The organism is Streptosporangium sp. H16 (assembly GCF_051918855.1).
Lineage (GTDB): Bacteria > Actinomycetota > Actinomycetes > Streptosporangiales > Streptosporangiaceae > Streptosporangium.
In genome coordinates this window covers 44640-61190 of record NZ_JBPXMD010000018.1, presented here as the reverse complement: position 1 = coordinate 61190, position 16551 = coordinate 44640, and the positions used below count along the sequence as shown (strand labels likewise).

22 protein-coding genes and 1 pseudogene are annotated in these 16551 nt (G+C 70.8%); 15 read left to right on the top strand and 8 right to left on the bottom strand.

Translation table 11 applies throughout. The features are described from left to right. The first annotated feature begins 52 nt into the window (after window positions 1-52). Together ACTOQ2_RS27350 and ACTOQ2_RS27345 are read left to right on the top strand one after the other, a co-directional pair. On the top strand, window positions 53-523 hold the full coding sequence (locus tag ACTOQ2_RS27350) for a glycine-rich domain-containing protein (protein ID WP_440103334.1): 471 nt from the start codon (window positions 53-55) through the stop codon (window positions 521-523). A 2-nt stretch (window positions 524-525) separates the two neighbouring features. Further along, window positions 526-1410 carry a phosphotransferase family protein gene (locus tag ACTOQ2_RS27345; RefSeq protein WP_440103332.1) on the top strand — a complete coding sequence of 295 codons (885 nt, stop codon included), beginning with the start codon at window positions 526-528 and terminating at the stop codon, window positions 1408-1410. An 88-nt stretch (window positions 1411-1498) separates the two neighbouring features. Here ACTOQ2_RS27345 and ACTOQ2_RS27340 read toward each other — a convergent pair whose 3' ends face one another. Further along, window positions 1499-1756 carry a hypothetical protein gene (locus tag ACTOQ2_RS27340; protein ID WP_440103330.1) on the bottom strand — a complete coding sequence of 86 codons (258 nt, stop codon included), beginning with the start codon at window positions 1754-1756 and terminating at the stop codon, window positions 1499-1501. Between the two features lie 18 nt (window positions 1757-1774). Here ACTOQ2_RS27340 and ACTOQ2_RS27335 point away from each other — a divergent pair, with 18 nt between their 5' ends. Continuing rightward, complete coding sequence (locus ACTOQ2_RS27335) at window positions 1775-1915, top strand: hypothetical protein (protein ID WP_440103328.1); 141 nt, start codon at window positions 1775-1777, stop codon at window positions 1913-1915. Window positions 1916-2035: 120 nt separating this feature from the next. Next, window positions 2036-2608 carry an SUKH-4 family immunity protein gene (locus tag ACTOQ2_RS27330; protein ID WP_440103326.1) on the top strand — a complete coding sequence of 191 codons (573 nt, stop codon included), beginning with the start codon at window positions 2036-2038 and terminating at the stop codon, window positions 2606-2608. A gap of 178 nt (window positions 2609-2786) precedes the next feature. On the opposite strand, the gene cpt is transcribed toward ACTOQ2_RS27330, so the two are convergent. Further along, complete coding sequence (gene cpt, locus ACTOQ2_RS27325; RefSeq protein ID WP_440103324.1) at window positions 2787-3320, bottom strand: chloramphenicol phosphotransferase CPT; 534 nt, start codon at window positions 3318-3320, stop codon at window positions 2787-2789. A gap of 212 nt (window positions 3321-3532) precedes the next feature. Between cpt and ACTOQ2_RS27320 the strand changes: the two genes are divergently transcribed. Beyond that, window positions 3533-4267, top strand: a complete 735-nt coding sequence (locus ACTOQ2_RS27320; protein WP_440103322.1) for a dihydrofolate reductase family protein — start codon at window positions 3533-3535, stop codon at window positions 4265-4267. 66 nt (window positions 4268-4333) lie between these two features. Here the strand turns inward: ACTOQ2_RS27320 and ACTOQ2_RS27315 are convergent, their stop codons facing one another. Both ACTOQ2_RS27315 and ACTOQ2_RS27310 read right to left on the bottom strand, forming a co-directional pair. Next, on the bottom strand, window positions 4334-5113 hold the full coding sequence (locus tag ACTOQ2_RS27315) for a CAP domain-containing protein (protein WP_440103320.1): 780 nt from the start codon (window positions 5111-5113) through the stop codon (window positions 4334-4336). 137 nt (window positions 5114-5250) lie between these two features. Further along, a complete protein-coding gene (locus ACTOQ2_RS27310) occupies window positions 5251-5685 on the bottom strand; it encodes a YybH family protein (protein ID WP_440103318.1) in 435 nt (144 codons plus the stop codon). A gap of 97 nt (window positions 5686-5782) precedes the next feature. Between ACTOQ2_RS27310 and ACTOQ2_RS27305 the strand changes: the two genes are divergently transcribed. From ACTOQ2_RS27305 to ACTOQ2_RS27285, 5 genes are all read left to right on the top strand, one after another. After that, window positions 5783-6184 carry a winged helix-turn-helix transcriptional regulator gene (locus ACTOQ2_RS27305; RefSeq protein WP_440103317.1) on the top strand — a complete coding sequence of 134 codons (402 nt, stop codon included), beginning with the start codon at window positions 5783-5785 and terminating at the stop codon, window positions 6182-6184. 76 nt (window positions 6185-6260) lie between these two features. Continuing rightward, window positions 6261-6761, top strand: a complete 501-nt coding sequence (locus tag ACTOQ2_RS27300; protein ID WP_440103315.1) for an NUDIX hydrolase — start codon at window positions 6261-6263, stop codon at window positions 6759-6761. A 113-nt stretch (window positions 6762-6874) separates the two neighbouring features. Then, the gene (locus ACTOQ2_RS27295) at window positions 6875-7333 is read left to right on the top strand and encodes a hypothetical protein (protein ID WP_440103313.1); all 459 of its coding nucleotides are present in this window, start codon (window positions 6875-6877) and stop codon (window positions 7331-7333) included. 143 nt (window positions 7334-7476) lie between these two features. Beyond that, the gene (locus ACTOQ2_RS27290) at window positions 7477-8511 is read left to right on the top strand and encodes an endonuclease/exonuclease/phosphatase family protein (protein ID WP_440103311.1); all 1035 of its coding nucleotides are present in this window, start codon (window positions 7477-7479) and stop codon (window positions 8509-8511) included. Window positions 8512-8674: 163 nt separating this feature from the next. After that, the gene (locus ACTOQ2_RS27285; RefSeq protein WP_440103309.1) at window positions 8675-9400 is read left to right on the top strand and encodes an HAD hydrolase-like protein; all 726 of its coding nucleotides are present in this window, start codon (window positions 8675-8677) and stop codon (window positions 9398-9400) included. 167 nt (window positions 9401-9567) lie between these two features. Here the strand turns inward: ACTOQ2_RS27285 and ACTOQ2_RS27280 are convergent, their stop codons facing one another. Continuing rightward, a complete protein-coding gene (locus ACTOQ2_RS27280; protein WP_440103307.1) occupies window positions 9568-10161 on the bottom strand; it encodes a TetR/AcrR family transcriptional regulator in 594 nt (197 codons plus the stop codon). 83 nt (window positions 10162-10244) lie between these two features. Here ACTOQ2_RS27280 and ACTOQ2_RS27275 point away from each other — a divergent pair, with 83 nt between their 5' ends. After that, window positions 10245-11141, top strand: a complete 897-nt coding sequence (locus tag ACTOQ2_RS27275) for an alpha/beta fold hydrolase (protein ID WP_440103305.1) — start codon at window positions 10245-10247, stop codon at window positions 11139-11141. A 33-nt stretch (window positions 11142-11174) separates the two neighbouring features. Continuing rightward, window positions 11175-12026 (top strand): patatin-like phospholipase family protein, encoded by an 852-nt coding sequence (locus ACTOQ2_RS27270; protein ID WP_440103303.1) that lies wholly within the window; start codon window positions 11175-11177, stop codon window positions 12024-12026. A gap of 227 nt (window positions 12027-12253) precedes the next feature. Here ACTOQ2_RS27270 and ACTOQ2_RS27265 read toward each other — a convergent pair whose 3' ends face one another. Both ACTOQ2_RS27265 and ACTOQ2_RS27260 read right to left on the bottom strand, forming a co-directional pair. Then, a complete protein-coding gene (locus ACTOQ2_RS27265) occupies window positions 12254-13108 on the bottom strand; it encodes an NAD-dependent protein deacetylase (RefSeq protein ID WP_440103301.1) in 855 nt (284 codons plus the stop codon). Between the two features lie 164 nt (window positions 13109-13272). Then, window positions 13273-13869 carry a TetR family transcriptional regulator C-terminal domain-containing protein gene (locus ACTOQ2_RS27260; protein ID WP_440103299.1) on the bottom strand — a complete coding sequence of 199 codons (597 nt, stop codon included), beginning with the start codon at window positions 13867-13869 and terminating at the stop codon, window positions 13273-13275. A 196-nt stretch (window positions 13870-14065) separates the two neighbouring features. Here ACTOQ2_RS27260 and ACTOQ2_RS27255 point away from each other — a divergent pair, with 196 nt between their 5' ends. The 3 genes and pseudogenes from ACTOQ2_RS27255 to ACTOQ2_RS27245 all read left to right on the top strand — a co-directional run. Continuing rightward, window positions 14066-15082: an alcohol dehydrogenase catalytic domain-containing protein gene (locus tag ACTOQ2_RS27255; RefSeq protein WP_440103297.1), complete on the top strand. Its 1017-nt coding sequence runs from the start codon at window positions 14066-14068 to the stop codon at window positions 15080-15082. A 286-nt stretch (window positions 15083-15368) separates the two neighbouring features. Then, complete coding sequence (locus ACTOQ2_RS27250) at window positions 15369-15860, top strand: DUF2975 domain-containing protein (protein ID WP_440103295.1); 492 nt, start codon at window positions 15369-15371, stop codon at window positions 15858-15860. Continuing rightward, a pseudogene (locus ACTOQ2_RS27245) lies at window positions 15860-16015 on the top strand (helix-turn-helix domain-containing protein); the annotation flags it as partial. The gene ACTOQ2_RS27250 and the pseudogene ACTOQ2_RS27245, both read left to right, overlap by 1 nt. A gap of 37 nt (window positions 16016-16052) precedes the next feature. Here the strand turns inward: ACTOQ2_RS27245 and ACTOQ2_RS27240 are convergent. Then, window positions 16053-16469, bottom strand: a complete 417-nt coding sequence (locus tag ACTOQ2_RS27240; protein ID WP_440103293.1) for an N-acetyltransferase family protein — start codon at window positions 16467-16469, stop codon at window positions 16053-16055. Between the last annotated feature and the right edge of the window lie 82 nt (window positions 16470-16551).

Sequence of the window (16551 nt, the reverse complement as noted above, 5' to 3'; positions counted from 1 at the left end):
AAGCAGGCTCACTCCGGATCGACTTCGCCCGGATACCCGCATGGAGGCTGCAATGGCTTCTGCCACAACGGTTCGGCTCACCGACGATGAGCTGACACACCCTCGTACCCTCATCCCCGAGAAGCTGTTCGGATTCCTGACCGACCGCATCGCCCGTGAGGAGGACATCCCGACGGAAGACGCCGTGCACGTCATGGAGCAGGCCCTGGCGTTTCTGGTCGCGTGCGCGCTCAACCCGGACGCACGTCTGTCCCCTTCCAAGCAAGTGGACATCGGCTGGCACGCCTTCCTCGCCTACACCCGCGAGTACCAGGACTTCTGCACGATGATCGCTGGCCGGTTCATTCACCACGCACCCGTCGACACCCCTGAGGACGCGATTCACGATCCCGTGGCCGCGATCGGAGCTACCGTCGAGGCCATACGAGCCGCCGGTCTGCCTGTCGTCCCTGAGCTGTGGATCCCCGCCAGCCAATGCAGCCAGTGCTACGCGGGCTGCGCCGACGACCCGAGGGAGAACTGACCGTGAAACCACAGTGGGACGACCTGCCCGGCAACGTGCGTCACGCCGTCGAGCAGCAGATCGGCCCGGTCCTCAAGGCCGAACCGGTGACCAAGGGTCTCATGCCCGGCCTCGCTGCCCGGCTGCACACCGAGGACGGCGGGACCGTCTTCCTCAAGGCCGTCTCCACCGCCAGTCCAGCCGCGTTCCTGTACGAGGGGGAACGACGAGCCGGCACCGTACTGCCGCCCGGCCTGCCCACCCCCCGCCTGCGGTGGAGCGGCGAGGCGGAGGGGTGGATCGTGCTGCTGCACGAGTACGTCGACGGTCGCGACGCCGACCTGTCGCCCGGCTCGCCGGATGTGCCGCTCGTGCTGGACACCCTGGTCGTCCTGAACGAAGCGCTCACCCCGTGCCCAGGCGATGTTCCGGACGTCGTCGCGAACATCGCGACGCTCCAGGCCAAGGCCGCGCGACTGCTCGCTCTTCCTCCCGAGGAGCTGCCGCACCGGGCCATGTACGAGACGGCGCTCGACAAGCTCAGCCCCGAGGCCCTGGACGGCGACACCCTTCTCCACTACGACCTGCACTCCGGCAACTTCCGGATCGATGACGGTCGGCCGTACGTCATCGACTGGGCGTTCGCGGCGCGCGGTGCGGCCTGGATAGATGCCGTCATGCTCGCACCCCGCTTCATCGAGGCGGGCCACACCCCCGAGCAGACCGAGGCACTTCTCGCCCAGGTGCCCGCCTGGCGGTCCGCACCCGCGGACGCCGTCACCGCCCTGGCCGCGCTGTGGACGCTGTTCCGCCTGTACAAGGCGCGGTTCGGCCCGGTGGAAGGACGCGATTTCCGTGCGCGAGCCGCCGAGGCAGGGCGAGCATGGGTGCACCACCGCTCCACCTGACCGGCTGACCACAGCAATCGAAGACGCCACGGCCTGCCGATCGCCGCAGCCCTCGCCGATCTGCTCCCGGAGGCGGTGAAGGTGGCCGTCAATCGCCGCCGAGGTCGGCCAGGCCGATGTCGCCGTCGGCCTGGGCGCGGCGGACGAGCCGGTCGAGGATCTTCAGCAGGGTGTGGCACAGCCGCCGTTCCTCGGGGTCGGTGTGGAACTGCTCCCAAGTACTGGTGAACCAGATCGACAGCCAGGTGGCCAGCCGCAGCTCGGCGGCGGTTCGGCGGATCAAGCGCGACAGCGCCCGCCAGGCGTCCGGTTCCTCGTCCTCGGCGTCGCGCGCGATGGCGACCACGCGGTGGAAGAGGCGGAGATGACCATCGACTCGATACTGCGCAGGATCGGTCACCAGGGGCCCGTGGCCGCCGACCTGGAAGACGGCGTCGCCCGGCTCTGGCACAAGACGGGCACCCAGGACGACCTGTGGCGCGCACGGGTCAGCGACACTCCCTGATGCGGTGTCCACAGACGTTCACCGGGTCCGCTGACACGCCGGTCGGCGTCTGGGACGCCGGCGCCGCCCGTCGCCCTGCTGGTCGCTGCGGACTGCCGCTCAGCGCGAGGATACGGATCCATGAGCCCCTTGATCGACCGGACCATGATGGAGTCCGTGTTCCCCGCCGATGAGCTGGTCACCCTGGATGACCGCGCACTCGCCGCGATCGCGCACGAGCCGACCCGGACCTTCCTGCGGGAGGTCGGCCTGCCGGACCAGGTCGGCTGGTTCGAGACGGACCAGTTCCTTCTTGACGGCGACCTGCGGATCGGCGGCGAGGCGTGGCAGGCGGTCGCGCGGAAGTATCCGAGCTGTCCGTTCGACATGTCGGCCTGGCTGTCCCTGGGAGGGATTGCCCTGGATGACGTCATCGTGGACACGGTCACGGGGGTGGTGTACTCCATCCCGGAGGATGGTTCTCCCCACCTGCTCAACACGAGCATCGAGACGCTGGCGTATTTCCTCCACGCGCTGGAGGAGGAGCGGCCTGAGTACGACGTCGAGGCCTGCACCGACGAAGGCATCGACCCCGAGGGCGCCGAGCGGAGGCTGCTGTGCCGGATGCGCCGAGCGGACGCCGTCGCCCTGGAGCATCCCGGATCGACCTGGTTCCTGGTCCTACGGTATGTGCGCAATTTCCTGCAGGATTAGCGAAGTCGTGCGGACCTCCCGTAGCCCCGGCATCACGGACGTCGACCGGCGTGTCACCGGACCCGGTGAACGTATGTGGACATCGCACTGGATCCAGCACGGCGCGGGCGCTTTCATCTCCCGTCGACATTCCCATCAAGAGGGGCAGGAGCCGGGCGGCCGGGAGCCGAGCCGCCGATCAGCTGACGCGGGCGGCGATGGTCCGCGCGCACACCAGGGACTCGGTATGCGTCGTGTCCACCTCCACGCCGTAAACCACGCCGTCGTGAACCATGTCCGCCTGCAACGCGGCCATGCCCTGGACCCGGTCTCCACGTGCGACCTCGCGGCCCGCGGCGACCGCAGCCTCACATCTCACACCGACCCACAGCACGTCCAGCTCGTCCAGAACCCTCTGCCACCGCCGCTGGGACGAGGCTCCACCGAGAAAGACGTCGTCGATGATGACCCTGGCGCCGGTACTGGCCATGGCCGCGACGCCCCGCATCCAGGCCGACTGCAGCGCCATGAAGTCCGGCCCGACGCTCACCCCGCCGTCGGCGCCGATCTCGAGCCCCTCGTCCGACGCCCGCATCCTCGCGGGCATCGCGTCGACGAGCGAATCGACGCCGAACGCCAGCCACGGATCGGGAAGAACAGCCTGCAGGCACCGGACGATCCCGGACTTCCCCGAGCTGGAACCACCGTTGATAATGATCATCTGAGTCGCCACCCCGCCACGGTAGAGCCTCTCCCACACGGCCCAAAGCGGATTTCGGCCGACCCCGCCCTGCCGTCACAACCCGGTGAACGTTGCCGCCGCGAGGCCGGGGCGTCCGGTGGCGTCAAGATTTCGGTGCGGGCATGTAGAGATCCGGTCCGCGGCTCCGACTCCCTACCGAGCGGGTCCCATTCGGGGGGTCGCCGGAACAGGAGCGAAGCGACATGACAAAGGTGACGGCACAGATGTCGGTCTCACTCGACGGCCACTACGCCGGCCCGCGACACACCGGCGAGGCGAGGGATTGGCTGCAGTCGGCGGAGGCCGCGGGCTTCTTCCGGGTCACCCGATGGGTGATCGACGCCGCGGCCTGGCGTGAACGGCAGGGCTTCGCGGGCGGCGAACGGGACGTCAACTCCGACATCATGGCCGAGACGTTCGAGGCCGCCGGGGCCTACGTCATGGGGCGGAACATGGCGGACGGAGGCGAGGTCCCCTGGGGTGACGAGCCGCCGTTTCGCGCGCCGGTGTTCGTCGTGACCCACCGCCCCCGCGAGACCCTGGTGCGCAAGGGCGGGACGAGCTTCACCTACGTGACCGACGGCATCGCCAGTGCCGTGGAGCAGGCACGCGCCGTCGCGGGGGGCAAGAACGTGGCGGTCGCCGGAGGGGGCACCCTGCTGCGCCAGGTCATCCAGGCCGGTCTGCTGGACGAGCTGGAACTGCACATCGTCCCGACCGTGCTCGGCAGGGGGATGCGCCTGCTCGACGCCGACCTCGGCGCGGGCCTCGGCCTCGACCTCGCGGAGAAGGAGGCGATCGAGCTCACGCCCACCAGGGTGATCCACACCCCCGAGGTCACGCACATCCGCTACACCGTCAACGGGCGGGCCGCCCTCGTCCTCGACGACCGCGGCAGCGGCAGCGGAACGGACGCCTTTGGAACCGGCACCCCGTAGTCCGCGGCTCATCGTCCGAGGGGCTGCTGGTCTACTCACTGGCTGCCGGCAGCCCGACGAACTACCTCAGCCGCAGCGTCCGAACACCTGCACGTAGGTCGCGGCCGGGGTGGTGGACCCGGCAGCCGGATCCGCGCTTTCCCAGGCGACAGCGGTGTACAGCTCGGTGAAAGCCGGGTTGAGGATGGTGTCGCGGTGTGGCTTGCTGTTCATCCACCAGGTGACGGCCGCCCGGGGCGTGACGGAGGAGGCTCCCCACCCCGCGTAGGTGTTCTCGCCGATGGAGAACGAGGCGCAGCGGCGACCGTAGCCCACGGCCTGGGCGCGGCTCAGCGGGGTCGAGCCGGTCTGCGGGTTGATGTGCGGGTCGCACCGGCCGGGGTCGCCCTGTACGGGGCGGCAGTTCTTACCCGGCTCCACCTTTCCCCACCAGCGCAGTCTGACGGCGTCCGCGGCGTGCCTGGTGGCGGCGGCCCCGAGCGTGGGGCCACCTTTCTTGCCCAGCGAGAGGTATCTCTTCAGCGGTTTCAGACCGGTCCGTTCGGCGTTGACGAGACACAGGACCGCTTTCTGGACGGTGGTCGACTGCGCCCTGAAGTCGTAACGTCCCCGGCTGGTGTCGGGGAACGCGGACTGGGGCCGGATGACGAAGTCGATGTTCGCGCAGGTTCCTGCGCCCTTCAACGGTGCGGTCGCGGCGGCTGCCGGCTGTGCCGACGCGGCGATGCCGGTCAGGCTCAGCAGGAGGGTGCCGGTCATGGCGACGGCCGCCCGCCGGGGGCGTGATGGGGGGCTGTCGGGCACGGGTCGCCGCGGCTTGCGGGAGAGCTGTGGGAGGCTGCTCATGGGGGGACTCCTCGGCGTCGGTGTCCTTCAGTGATAAGCCGAGGGTCTTACAAATGTCTTGCGGTGCACTTAAAGACCTTTAGTGCTCCCATTAGGCAGATAAATGCCGATGGCAATGAGGTTGCCCTGGGGCGCGGTCATGCCGGTACGTCCGGGGGTGTGCGCGCCACTGTTTCCCGGCCACCGGTTTCCTCCTGTACGCCGAAGGGGTTGTCGATGGCGTACCTCCAGTACCCGTCCTGTCCGCGTCGGGCGACGTCGGTCGCGGTGCCCTGGATGTGCACGGGCCGGCCGTCGCGGGTCGTGCCGTCGATGACCCAGTCGACGATCAGCAGGGCGAGGTCGCCCGTGGTGTAGACGTGCCGTGGCCGGACGGCGATCGGCAGGCCCAGGGCCAGGAACCGGCCGTTGGCGGCGTCGATCTGCTGGCCGGTCAGCGGTGAGCCCGGCTCCGGGACGAACACGGCTCCGCTTTCGTAGACCTCCGCCACCGCCTCCGCGTCACCGTGGTTGAAGCGCTCGGCGAAGACCGCGGGCACGTCCTCGGGGCGTTCGGCCAGTTGTCGCGTCATCGACCTGTTTCCTTCCGGTCGGGTAGAAACCGCGGTCAGGTAGACATCGCGGTCAGGTAGAAATCAGTCAGACGCGGCAACGCTAGGAGGCGCCTTCGTGGCTCACCAAACGGTTGGTTTCCCGGGCCTGCCCGACGACCCTCGCGCGAGCGTCACCGAACCCACCCCGTCATGCCCGGTGGAGATCACTCTGGCGGCCCTGCACGGGCGCTGGACGACCCTGCTCATCCGTGAGCTGCTGCGGGGCGACCGTACGTTCAGCGAGCTTCGCCGGGCGCTGCCCGCGCTGTCGGACAAGGTGCTGTCCGATCGGCTGGCGCACCTGACCGAGGCCGGTGTGCTCGACCGCCACCGTCGGCCCGACTGGCCACCCCGGGTGCGCTACAGCCTCACCTCCCGCGGGCGTGACCTCGGCCCCGTCCTCCAGGCGATGTGGGACTGGGGTGCGGGGCGGCGACCGCCCCGCGGAAGCGCGTCGACGGGGGCATTGGGGGAGTAGGACCGGCACACCACCGCCGGAGAGGAAGAAGAGGCGATGTGAGCGAGCGGGAGAGCCGGCGAGAGGGAGTGCGACGTTGTCCGGGAAGGTGAACACCGAGAAGGTGCTGTGCTACGTCGTACGCGACGGGCGGTTGCTGGTGTTCCGGCATGTCGACGAGAGCTACGAGGAGGTCGGGATCCAGGTTCCCGCCGGGACCGTCAAGCCCGGTGAGACGCCCGAGGCGGCGGCACTGCGCGAGGCACGGGAGGAGACGGGCCTGCCCGGGTTCGGGATCGTGCGGAAACTCGGCACGACCGAGTACGACATCACCCCCTACCGGTTCGAGGTCCAGCGTCGCCATTTCTTCCACCTGGAGCTGACCGGGGACGTTCCGGAGCGGTGGAACAGCCAGGAGGACCATGACGGGGAGGGAGAACCAACCCGTTTCGAGTGCTTCTGGATCCCGCTGGAGACCGCCCACGTCCTCCAGGCCGGTCAGGGCGCCCTGGTGGGTCGCCTGTTCGACGTCGACCCACCGGCGAGGGAAGCGGCGGAAGCTCAGGGATCGCCGGGTGGCCTGACCGGGGGCGGCTGAGGCTCGCGCGCCGGCATCGATGTCGGCACGGTTGGTCCGGCTTTGTGTCGGTGGTGGTCGTTACAGTCGCCGAGCACTGTTGATCTTTTGCTGAGGATTGTTGAGGAGACCGGATGACCGAGCCCGATGTGACGATGGCCAGGATCGGCCAAGGTGTCGAGCTGGGGCGGCGCGGTGAGCGAGAGGCCGCACGGAAGCTGTTCTCCGAGCTGTGGGAGGAGATCGGTGTGACGGGCGACCCCCTGCACCGCTGCGCTCTCGCCCACTCGATGGCCGACGTCCAGGACGAGGTGAAGGAGGAGCTGCTCTGGGACCTTCGCGCCCTGGAGGCGGCCGACCTGGTCACCGACGAGCGGGCTCGGCAGGCGGGTGTCGCCGGTCCCGTGAGCGGTTTCTACCCTTCCCTGCACCTCAACCTGGGTGACGCCTACCGCAGGCTCGGTGACCTCGACCGGGCGCGCGACCACCTCGAACGCGGGCGCGCCGCCGTTGGCGTGCTCGGTGACGACGGGTACGGGCAGATGATCAGGCAGGGCCTGGACCGGCTCGCCGGGCGCCTGCCGACAGCCTGAGGACGTGATATCCCGCGAATGGGTGGCCTCCTGCCGGGCGTTCCGAGACTGGAGGGCGTGGGCTCAGGTCTTGTGAGGCGAGCTGTCCGTTCACCTCACCGGAGGAGGCCCGGCCGGGTCGTGATGATCGTACGGTCGGGTGTATGAGCGTCGAAGATCGGAAGGCCGGCGGCGAGGGGCGGAGCGCCCGTCGTGCCGGGCGCCGGGCGTGGGGACGGGACACGCCGGACGTAAGGTCCGGCGGGCCTTCGAAGTCACGGCCGCGCGGGTGGGTTCTCGCGTCGGCGGCCGTGCTGGTGGCGGGGCTGACGGCGTTCCCCGCCGTGGTGCCCAACGCCGTGGGCAATCTCGGCAGCCTGCTGGAGACCTTCCTGCCCTGGGCGGGCCTGGCCGTTCCGGTGCTGCTGGGTCTGGCGCTGCTGCGCCGCTCGGCCCTCGCGGCGCTGTCCCTGGTGCTGCCCGCGGTGGTCTGGGTCGTGGTGTTCGGCGGGCGGGCGTTGCCCGCCGACCGGGCGGCGGGGGGCGACCTGACCGTGCTCCAGCACAACGTCGGCGAGGAGAATCCCGACCACGAGGGGACCGCGCTGGCCCTGGTACGGGCCGGGGCCGACCTCGTCGCCCTGGAGGAGCTGACGCCTGCCGTCCGGCCCGTCTACGAGAACGCCCTCGCGTCCGGCCACCCCCACCGCGCGGTCGCGGGCACCGTCGGCCTCTGGTCCAGGTATCCCCTGACGGACCCGAGGCCGGTGGACATCAGGCCCGCGGGCGTCGGTACCGACTGGAACCGCGGGCTGCGGGTCACCGCGCGGACGCCGCACGGGGACGTGGCCGTGTACGTCGCCCACCTTCCCTCGATCCGCATCCGGCCGTCGGACGGTTTCGGGTCAGGCCGCAGGGACGAGAGCGCCGCCAAGCTGGGGGCGGCCGTCGCCTCGGAGAAGCTGGACAGGGTCGTCCTGCTGGGCGACCTCAACGGCACCCTCGACGACCGTGGCCTGGCCCCGCTCACCTCCCGGATGGTCTCGACGCGGAGGGGGTTCGGTTTCAGCTGGCCCGCCGCCTTCCCTCTCGCCCGGATCGACCACGTCATGACCCGTGCGGCGGTCCCCGTCGCCGCCTGGACCCTGCCCGCCACCGGCAGCGACCACCTGCCGCTCATAGCCCGGGTCGACCTCTGACGCCCGGGTCGACCTCTGGCGGCCGTGGGCGGCCGTGCCGATGTCGTTCGCGCCGTTCGCGCTGTTCGCTTCGGGCTCCGGCCCCGCCGGTGACGGGATCCGTGCCCTTCCGGGAGGCCGGGCCGTCAAGCCCCGGCGATCCGGGCTTGGTTATGCTCGGGCGGTGAGCTCCCCGAGAACGCTCGTGCTGTGGGACATCGACCACACGCTGATCGACGCCGGCGGTGTCACCGCCGACACCTACGACCACGCGTTGCACGCCACCACCGGCCGCCGGATGGAGTACTCGGTGCAGGTGGCCGGGCGGACCGAGCGGGCGATCATCACCGAGATCTTCCAGGCGCACGACGTCGAGGTGTCGGACCGGCTCCTCGACTCCTTCTACGTCGCTCTCGCCGAGGCGTTCGTCGTGCGCGAGGCCGTCATGCGGGAGCGCGGCCGGGCCCTGTCCGGAGCGCGCGAGGTGCTCGCGGCGCTGGCGGAACGCCGGGACGTGGTGCAGTCGGTGCTCACCGGCAACACCGAGCCGGTCTCGATCGGCAAGCTCACCGTGTTCGGGCTGGAGGGCTTCGTGGACTTCGAGGTGGGCGCGTACGGCACCGACCACGAGGACCGCGCCGCGCTGGTGGCCCTCGCGCAGCGGCGCGCCGCCGGCAAGTACGGGGAGCCCTTCACCGCGCGCAACACCGTGCTGATCGGCGACACGCCGAACGACGTCCGCGCCGGTCATGAAGGCGGAGCGAGGGTGATCGCGGTGGCCACCGGCTTCAACGACGCGAGCGTCCTGGGCGAGGCCGGTCCCGAGCTGGTGCTGGAGGACCTCGCCGACACCGACGTCGTCGTACGGTCCGTGCTGGGCGTGCCGGACCGGGCGAGCGGCGACCGTTAGACCGGGACGGCCGTAACTAGACCGGGACGGCCGTAACGGCCCGCACCACCGACCACCGGCCTGCTTCCGAGGGGCCTGCCCGGCTCGGTTCCCCGGCCGGGGAACCGGCGGGGGAACCGGCCAGTCCTGTACGGGACGAGCCGGAGCTACGCGGGGTCAAGCCGGGGTCACGCGGGGATGAGCCGGGCGAGCCGCCCGCGCAGCACCGCCAGGGCGCTCTCCGCGTCGCGCTGCCCGGCCAGCACGGCGATGCCCAGTCCGGCGGCGGTGGCCAGCAGCACGATCGCCTCCGTACGGGGGTCGAGGTCCGCCGCCATATTGCCCTCGTCCCGTGCCTGGGCGAGCCGGTCGGCCACGAACGACTCCATCGCGTCCGGTGCGGCCAGGAAGGGGTGCGCGGCCAGCGCCTCGTCGGTGACGGCCAGCACCGCGTAGGACGTGTAGGCGAGGTGGAAGATCCGGCTGCGTTCGTCGGTCGGGATCGACTCGGTGAGGATGGCCTCCAGCACCTCGCGCGGCCGGCGCGTCCCGGCCAGCCTCGCCTTCAGCCGCTCCGCCATCTGCTCCGCGAGCCGCCGCAGCGCGAAGAGCGTGAGCTGCTCCTTGGTGTCGAAGTAGTGCTGCACCAGGTGGAGCGAGACGCCCGCCTCCGCGGCGACGGCGCGCATCGTGACGGCGTGCAGCCCGCGCGTGCCCATCACCCGCAGGAGCGCCTCGGCGATGTCGTTGCGTCGGCTCTCCCGGTTGTCGGCGCGGCTCATGCGACCTCTCCATGGACAGGGCCTCGATTAGTTGGTACAACCGTACCCTATACGGCTGTACCAACTTAATAAGGGGGCAGATCATGGACGGTGGCACCCGCGCTCAGGTCGGGCGCTTCACCAGCGAGGCGGTGGAACGGGAGTTCCGGGTCGCCTACGACACCGCGATGACACTGTGGCCGCCCCACGACACGATCGACGTGGAGACCGGGTTCGGAACCACCAGGGTCTATCGCTGCGGGCCGGTGGCGGGGGAGCCGATCGTGCTGCTCCACGGGCACGGTGCCAACGCCTCCACCTGGTACCACCAGGTGGCCGAGTTCGGACGGCACCGTCCGGTCTACGCGATCGACACGATCGACGACCCCGGCGGCAGCGTGCAGCGCAGGCCCGTGACCGGCTCCGGCGACGCCGCGGCCTGGCTGTCGGAGGTCCTCGCGGGTCTCGACCTGACCCGCGCGCATCTGGTCGGTCTCTCCTACGGTGGCTGGCTCGTGCTCAACCAGGCCGTCCACCGGCCGGAGCGGCTCGCCTCCGTCACGCTGCTCGACCCCGGTGGCCTGGAGAAGGTGCCCGCTCGGTTCCTCCTCGGCCTGTTCGCGGCGGTGTTCGCGATGCGGGCGCCCGCGTCCTGGCGACCCGCACTGGCCCGCCTTCTGGCCGTGCACGCCCTGGTCGAGCGCTCCGAGATCATGGATCCCGTTCTGCTCGGCGCCCACGCCTTCCGCCCGCACCGCAGTCCCGCGCGGCGGTTCACCGACGACGAGCTCCGCCGTGTGACCGTGCCCACGCAGCTCCTCCTCGCGGCGCGCACCACGTTGATGCGGCCCGCCCGGGCCCTCGCCCGTGCCCGGCGGCTCCTGCCGCTGCGCCACGCGGAGATCGTGCCCGGCATCGGCCACGCGATCCCGTTGGAGGCACCCGGCCTGGTCACCGACCGCGTTCTCGGTTTCGTCGACCGTACGACAGACCAGATCTGAGCAGGTCCGAGCAGGGGATGGGGAGGAGAGACGATGGCGGGCAGAGCACTGGTGCTGGGCAGTGGCGGGATCGTCGGCATCGCGTGGGAGATCGGCGTCCTGGCCGGTCTGGCCGAGCACGGTGTCGACCTGGGCGAGGCCGATCTGGTGATCGGCACCTCCGCCGGGGCCGTGGTGGGCGCCCAGCTCGCCGCCGGCGTCGATGTCGAGCACCTGTACGGCGGGCAGCTCGCGCCACCGGACGGTGAGCGTGCTCCCGGGACCTCGGCGTCCGGCCTGGTACGCCTGATCTGGACGCTGAGCCGGTCGAGGACCACCGCCGAGTTCGGCGCCCGCATGGGCAGGATCGCCCTGGCGGCCAGGACCGCGCCGGAGGCCGAACGCCGGGCGGAGATCGCCCGCTGGCTCGGCGAGGTACACGAGTGGCCGCATCGGCCGCTGATGATCACTGCTGTGGACGCCGGGACCGGCGAGCGGGTCACGTTCGAGGCCGGAAGCGGGGCGGACCTGGTGGACTGCGTCGCGGCCAGTACCGCGGGACCGGGCACCCGCCCGCCGGCCACCGTCGGCGGACGGCGGTACATCGACGGCGGCATGTGCTCCCCGGGCAACGTCGACCTGGCCGCCGGCTACGACCGCGTCGTCGTGCTCGCGCCCGTGACACGCGGCGGCGGCGTCATGAAGGGGGTGGCGGAGCAGATCGCCGAGCTGGGTCCGGACGCCGGGGCGGCGCTGATCGAGCCCGAGCCCGAAGCGTGGAAGAAGGTCGTCGGCAGAGGTCTCGGCGGCATGATGGACCCGGCCCGCCGTGCCCCCGCCGCCCGGGCGGGCCGCGCCCAGGCCGCCCGGGCGGCACCCCGGATAGCCCGCCTCTGGAACCCCTGACCCCAACGGCCCCCGCGAGATCGTCGCCGGTCCGCGGACATCGTCGAGGACCGCCTGTGGGGCCGAATCGTCAAGGACCGCCTGTGGGGCCGAATCGTCAAGGACCGCCTGTGGGGCCGAAAGGAGGTTCGCCTTCAGCGGGGCGGGAGACTCGACGTGCCGGACGGAACGCGACCCCGGATCGGCCGCACCGGTGCCGTCGTACGGGTCGCGCTCGTACCGGCGGATCAGTGCGGCGAGCCGGTGGACACCGCTCCGGTGTCAATGAGGCGGACCAGTTCCGGAAGGACCGTGCCCAGGGGGGCGTCGACGGTGAGGGCCGCGTAGCCGTCGCCCCGGGTCGGGCCCTGGTTCACGATCGCCACGGGGATGCCGAGCTTCGCGGCGTGCAGCACGAACCGGCGGCCCGACATCACCGTCAGCGACGAGCCGAGGACCAGGAGCAGGCGCGCTCCCTCCACGAGCGCGTAGCACTCGCGCACCCGCTCCGCCGGGACGGTCTCCCCGAAGAAGACGACGTCGGGCTTGAGGATCCCCTCCTCGCACGCCCGGCACCCGACCATCTGGAACGCGTCGATCTCCTCGTCCCGCAGCTCGACGTCACCGTCCGGGTTGATCGCGGTGGGCCGGGCGCCGAAGTGCGGGTTCGCCTGGGTCAGGCGGTGGTCCAGCTCCTCGCGCGGGCTGGTGTGGCCGCAGCCCAGGCAGACCACGTCCCGCAGGCTGCCGTGCAGCTCGATGACCGCCCCGGCGCCGCCCGCCTGGTGCAGGCCGTCGACGTTCTGCGTCACGATGCCGGACAGCAGGCCCCGCCGCTGGAGGGACGCGACGGCGTGGTGGCCGCTGTTCGGCGTGGCCCGGGTCATCGCCCGCCAGCCGATGTAGCTGCGGGCCCAGTAGCGCCGCCTGGCCACCGGATCGCCGACGAACGCCTGGTAGGTCATGGGAGTGTGCCGGGTCAGGGTGCCGCCCGGTCCCCGATAGTCGGGGATCCCCGACTCCGTCGACATCCCGGCGCCGCTCAGCACCAGGACGCCGCCCTCGGCCAGCAGTTCCGCCAGCGTGCTCGTACCCTCGCTCACCCCTCCATGCTGCCCCACCCGCACGGGCCGGGCGGCCCCGGGGCCCGCCCGTGGGCCGGTCCGGGAAGCGGCGGGAAGGGCCCGGGAGGCGGTGGGAAGGGCCGGGGACGCGTCGTGACCGCCGATTTCCGGTACGTGGCACGGTCGCGAGCTCGCGGAGTCTGTCACGTGCCGGTGTGGTCGTCGCCCCGGACGAGCAGCGTGCCGAACGCGACGGTGAAGAAGGAGTCGAAGGCGCTCGCCGAACGGTCGGCGCGGGCCACGACGAGGGTGCCCTCCCAGGCGCCGAGGAGGAAGCGGGCCGTCGCCTCCGGGTCGAGATCGGGGCGCAGGGACCCGTCGCGCCGGGCCTCGGTGAGCGCCGCCGCGATCAGGGCGGTCCACTGCTGGAAACTCTGGTGCACGGCCGTGCGGATGACGTCGCTGCGATCGGCGATCTCGGCGCCGAAGTTACCGATGAGGCATCCCCGGGTGAATCCGTGCCGCACGGTCTCGTCGCGGAGGAACTCGAAGTGCTTGCGCAGGCGGGTGAGGGGTTCGACCTCGCCGTCGGCGAGATCCTCCATGCGGAGCCCCGCGCCGTAGTGTTCCAGGGCGACGACGGCGAGGGATTCCTTGCTGTCGAAGTGGTTGTAGAAGGACCCCTTCGGCGTGCCGGCCGCGTCGGTGATGTCCTTCACGCCGGCCGCGTTGTAGCCCCGGATGTGGAACTGCTCCAGCGCGGCCCCGACGATCTCCGCGCGCATGCTCTTCCTGGCCATGGTCGCCCCCTCGCCTCCAATATGTCCGGTCGTCTTGGGTGCCGTCAAGCCGGGGGGCCGAGAGCGCCCGCCGCGACGTGACGCTGTTGACACTTTTAAGACGACCGGTCATATTGAAAACGCCCGGGGCACCCCCGGGACCGTTTCGCCGGCCGCCACGGTCGCGAAGCGGGCACGAACCCCTGTGAGGAGAACGATGTCCACCTACCGCGCCTTCGAAGTGACCGGATCGCGGAAGTTCGAGCTCGTGACCCGCGAGCTCCGGCAGCCGCCCGTGGGGCAGGTCCGGATCCGGGTCGAGAGCTGCGGGATCTGTCACACCGACTTCCTCGCCGTCGAGGGAGTCCGGGCCGACCCGGAACGGCCCGTCGTCCCCGGCCACGAGATCGTCGGCGTCATCGACGCGGTGGGCGAGGGCGTGACCGGCTGGCGGGTGGGGGACCGGGTGGGCGTCGGGTTCCTGGGCGGTCAGTGCGGCGAGTGCGACCCCTGCCGGAGGGGCGACTTCGTCAACTGCGCGAACCAGCACCAGATGGGGACCACCGTGGACGGCGGCTACGCCGAGGTCGTCTTCGCCAGGGGAAGCGGGCTCGTACGCATTCCGGAGGGCATGAGCTCCATCGAGGCGGCGCCGCTGCTGTGCGCCGGTCTCACCACGTTCAAGGCGCTGCAGCAGGTGGACGGCCCCCCGGGAGCTCTGGTGGCCATTCAGGGGATCGGGGGTCTCGGTCACCTCGGCCTGCAGTACGCCGCCAGGCTCGGCTACCGCGTGGCCGCCGTCGCCCGGGGAACGGGCAAGGCCGCGCTGGCGAGGCAGCTGGGTGCGGACCACTACATCGACAGCTCTCGCGAGGACCCGGGTGCCGCTCTGCGGGAGCTCGGGGGCGCGGCCGCGATCATCGCGACGGCCGCGAGCGGTGCCTCGATGACGGGGCTGGTCTCCGGGCTCGCGGCTCGTGGCCGCATGGTGGTCGTCGGAGCCGCCCTCGACCCCATCTCCGTCAACACCGCGGACCTCATCTTCGGGACCCGCACGCTCAGCGGGAGCCTCACCGGCAGCTCGATCGAGAACGAGGACAACCTCGCCTTCAGCGGGCGGCACGGTATCCGCCCGATGATCGAGACCGTGCCGTGGGCGGAGGCGCCGAAGGCGTACGAACGCATGATGAGCGGTGAGGCCCGGTTCCGCGTCGTCCTCGACGTGGCGGCGTGAGCCGGGAGGGCGGACGACTCGAAAGGCCCCCACCCGGCTGCCCCTTGTCGGTGCATTTCCAGGGACCGTCGGCCGCAACGCTTCGGCGTAGTCGGGTGGCGTCCGATTTGCGCTCAAGCAAGACCGACTCCGACAAGATCAAGATGGTTCGCGCGCACGCTATGCCATGGGCGGGGACGACGGTGTCCCGCCACGGTGTGAAGCCGCCATTGCCCTCCGCCCCAGCTCTTGCCTAACCTATCGAAATTCGATAGTTTCTCATCGCAAATCGATAGAAAGATGGGTTATGGGAAAGCTGACAGTGCGTGCGCTTCGCGCCGTCCTCGTGGTGGTGCTCGCCGGCACCGTGTTCGTACAGGCATTGATGGTGTGGACGTTGGTCAGCGGGAGCGACCCCGAAGACGGGTCGCTCCCGCTGACCCCGCTGCGCGTGATCACGATCCTGGGCATGGTGTCGGCCCAAGTCGCCCTGGTCGGCGTATGGCGGCTGGTGACGATGGTCCGACGCAAAACCGTGTTCTCTTCCGCCGCCTTCCGGTACGTGGACGCCGTGATCGGCGCGATCGTGGCGGCCGCTCTCCTGTGGTTCGCGGTCACGGCCCTCAACGCGCCGGGCCAGCGGGCCGACCCGGGCGTCACCGTCATCATGGGCGGGATTGGCCTGGCCATCTTGGGGGTCGCGCTCATCGTGCTCGTGCTGCGGATGCTGCTCGCCCAGGCCGTCGCGCGCGACGTCGAGGCGGCGCGGATGCAGGCCGAGTTGGACGAAGTGGTCTGATGCCGATCGTCGTCGACATCGACGTGATGCTGGCCAGGCGGAAGATGTCCGTCGGCGACCTCGCGGACCGTGTCGGGATCACCTCCGCCAACCTGGCGGTACTCAAGAACGGCCGCGCCAAGGCGGTGCGCTTCGCGACACTCGCCGCGCTCTGCGGTTTCGCGGCGGGGCCCCGAGTGCGCACCCGGCCGATCAGGTCGTCGGCCAGGCGTACTCGAACTCGGGCAGTTCAAAGCCCTGCGGGAAACGGCACATCCGCTCGTCCGTGCGGCGGGCGCCGTGTCGTTCGTAGAAGGCGATGGCGCGCGTGTTCGCACTGAGCACCTCCAGATAGACCTCTCTGCCGGGGTGCTCGTCCGCCGCCCACGCCAGCCCTCGCCGCAGCAGTCGCGTTCCGATGCCTGAGCCGGTGCTCCCCGGCCGCACGTGGAGGTTGTCAAGGAGGATCCGCCCGCTGGGAGCCGGAAGCAGGTAGACGAAGCCGGCCAGCTCTCCGTCGCCGTCGCGAGCGACGAACAGCCCCGATCCCGGCACGGGCGAGGCCAGCCGTTCCCGCCACAACACCAGCCGATCGTCGGCCAGGGGTCCGTTCAGGAAACTGTCGGGCATGATCCCCGCGTACGCCGAACGCCAACTGTCCACGTGCAGAGCAACGATGGGAAAAATGTCGTCAGCTATGCCGCTTCTCATT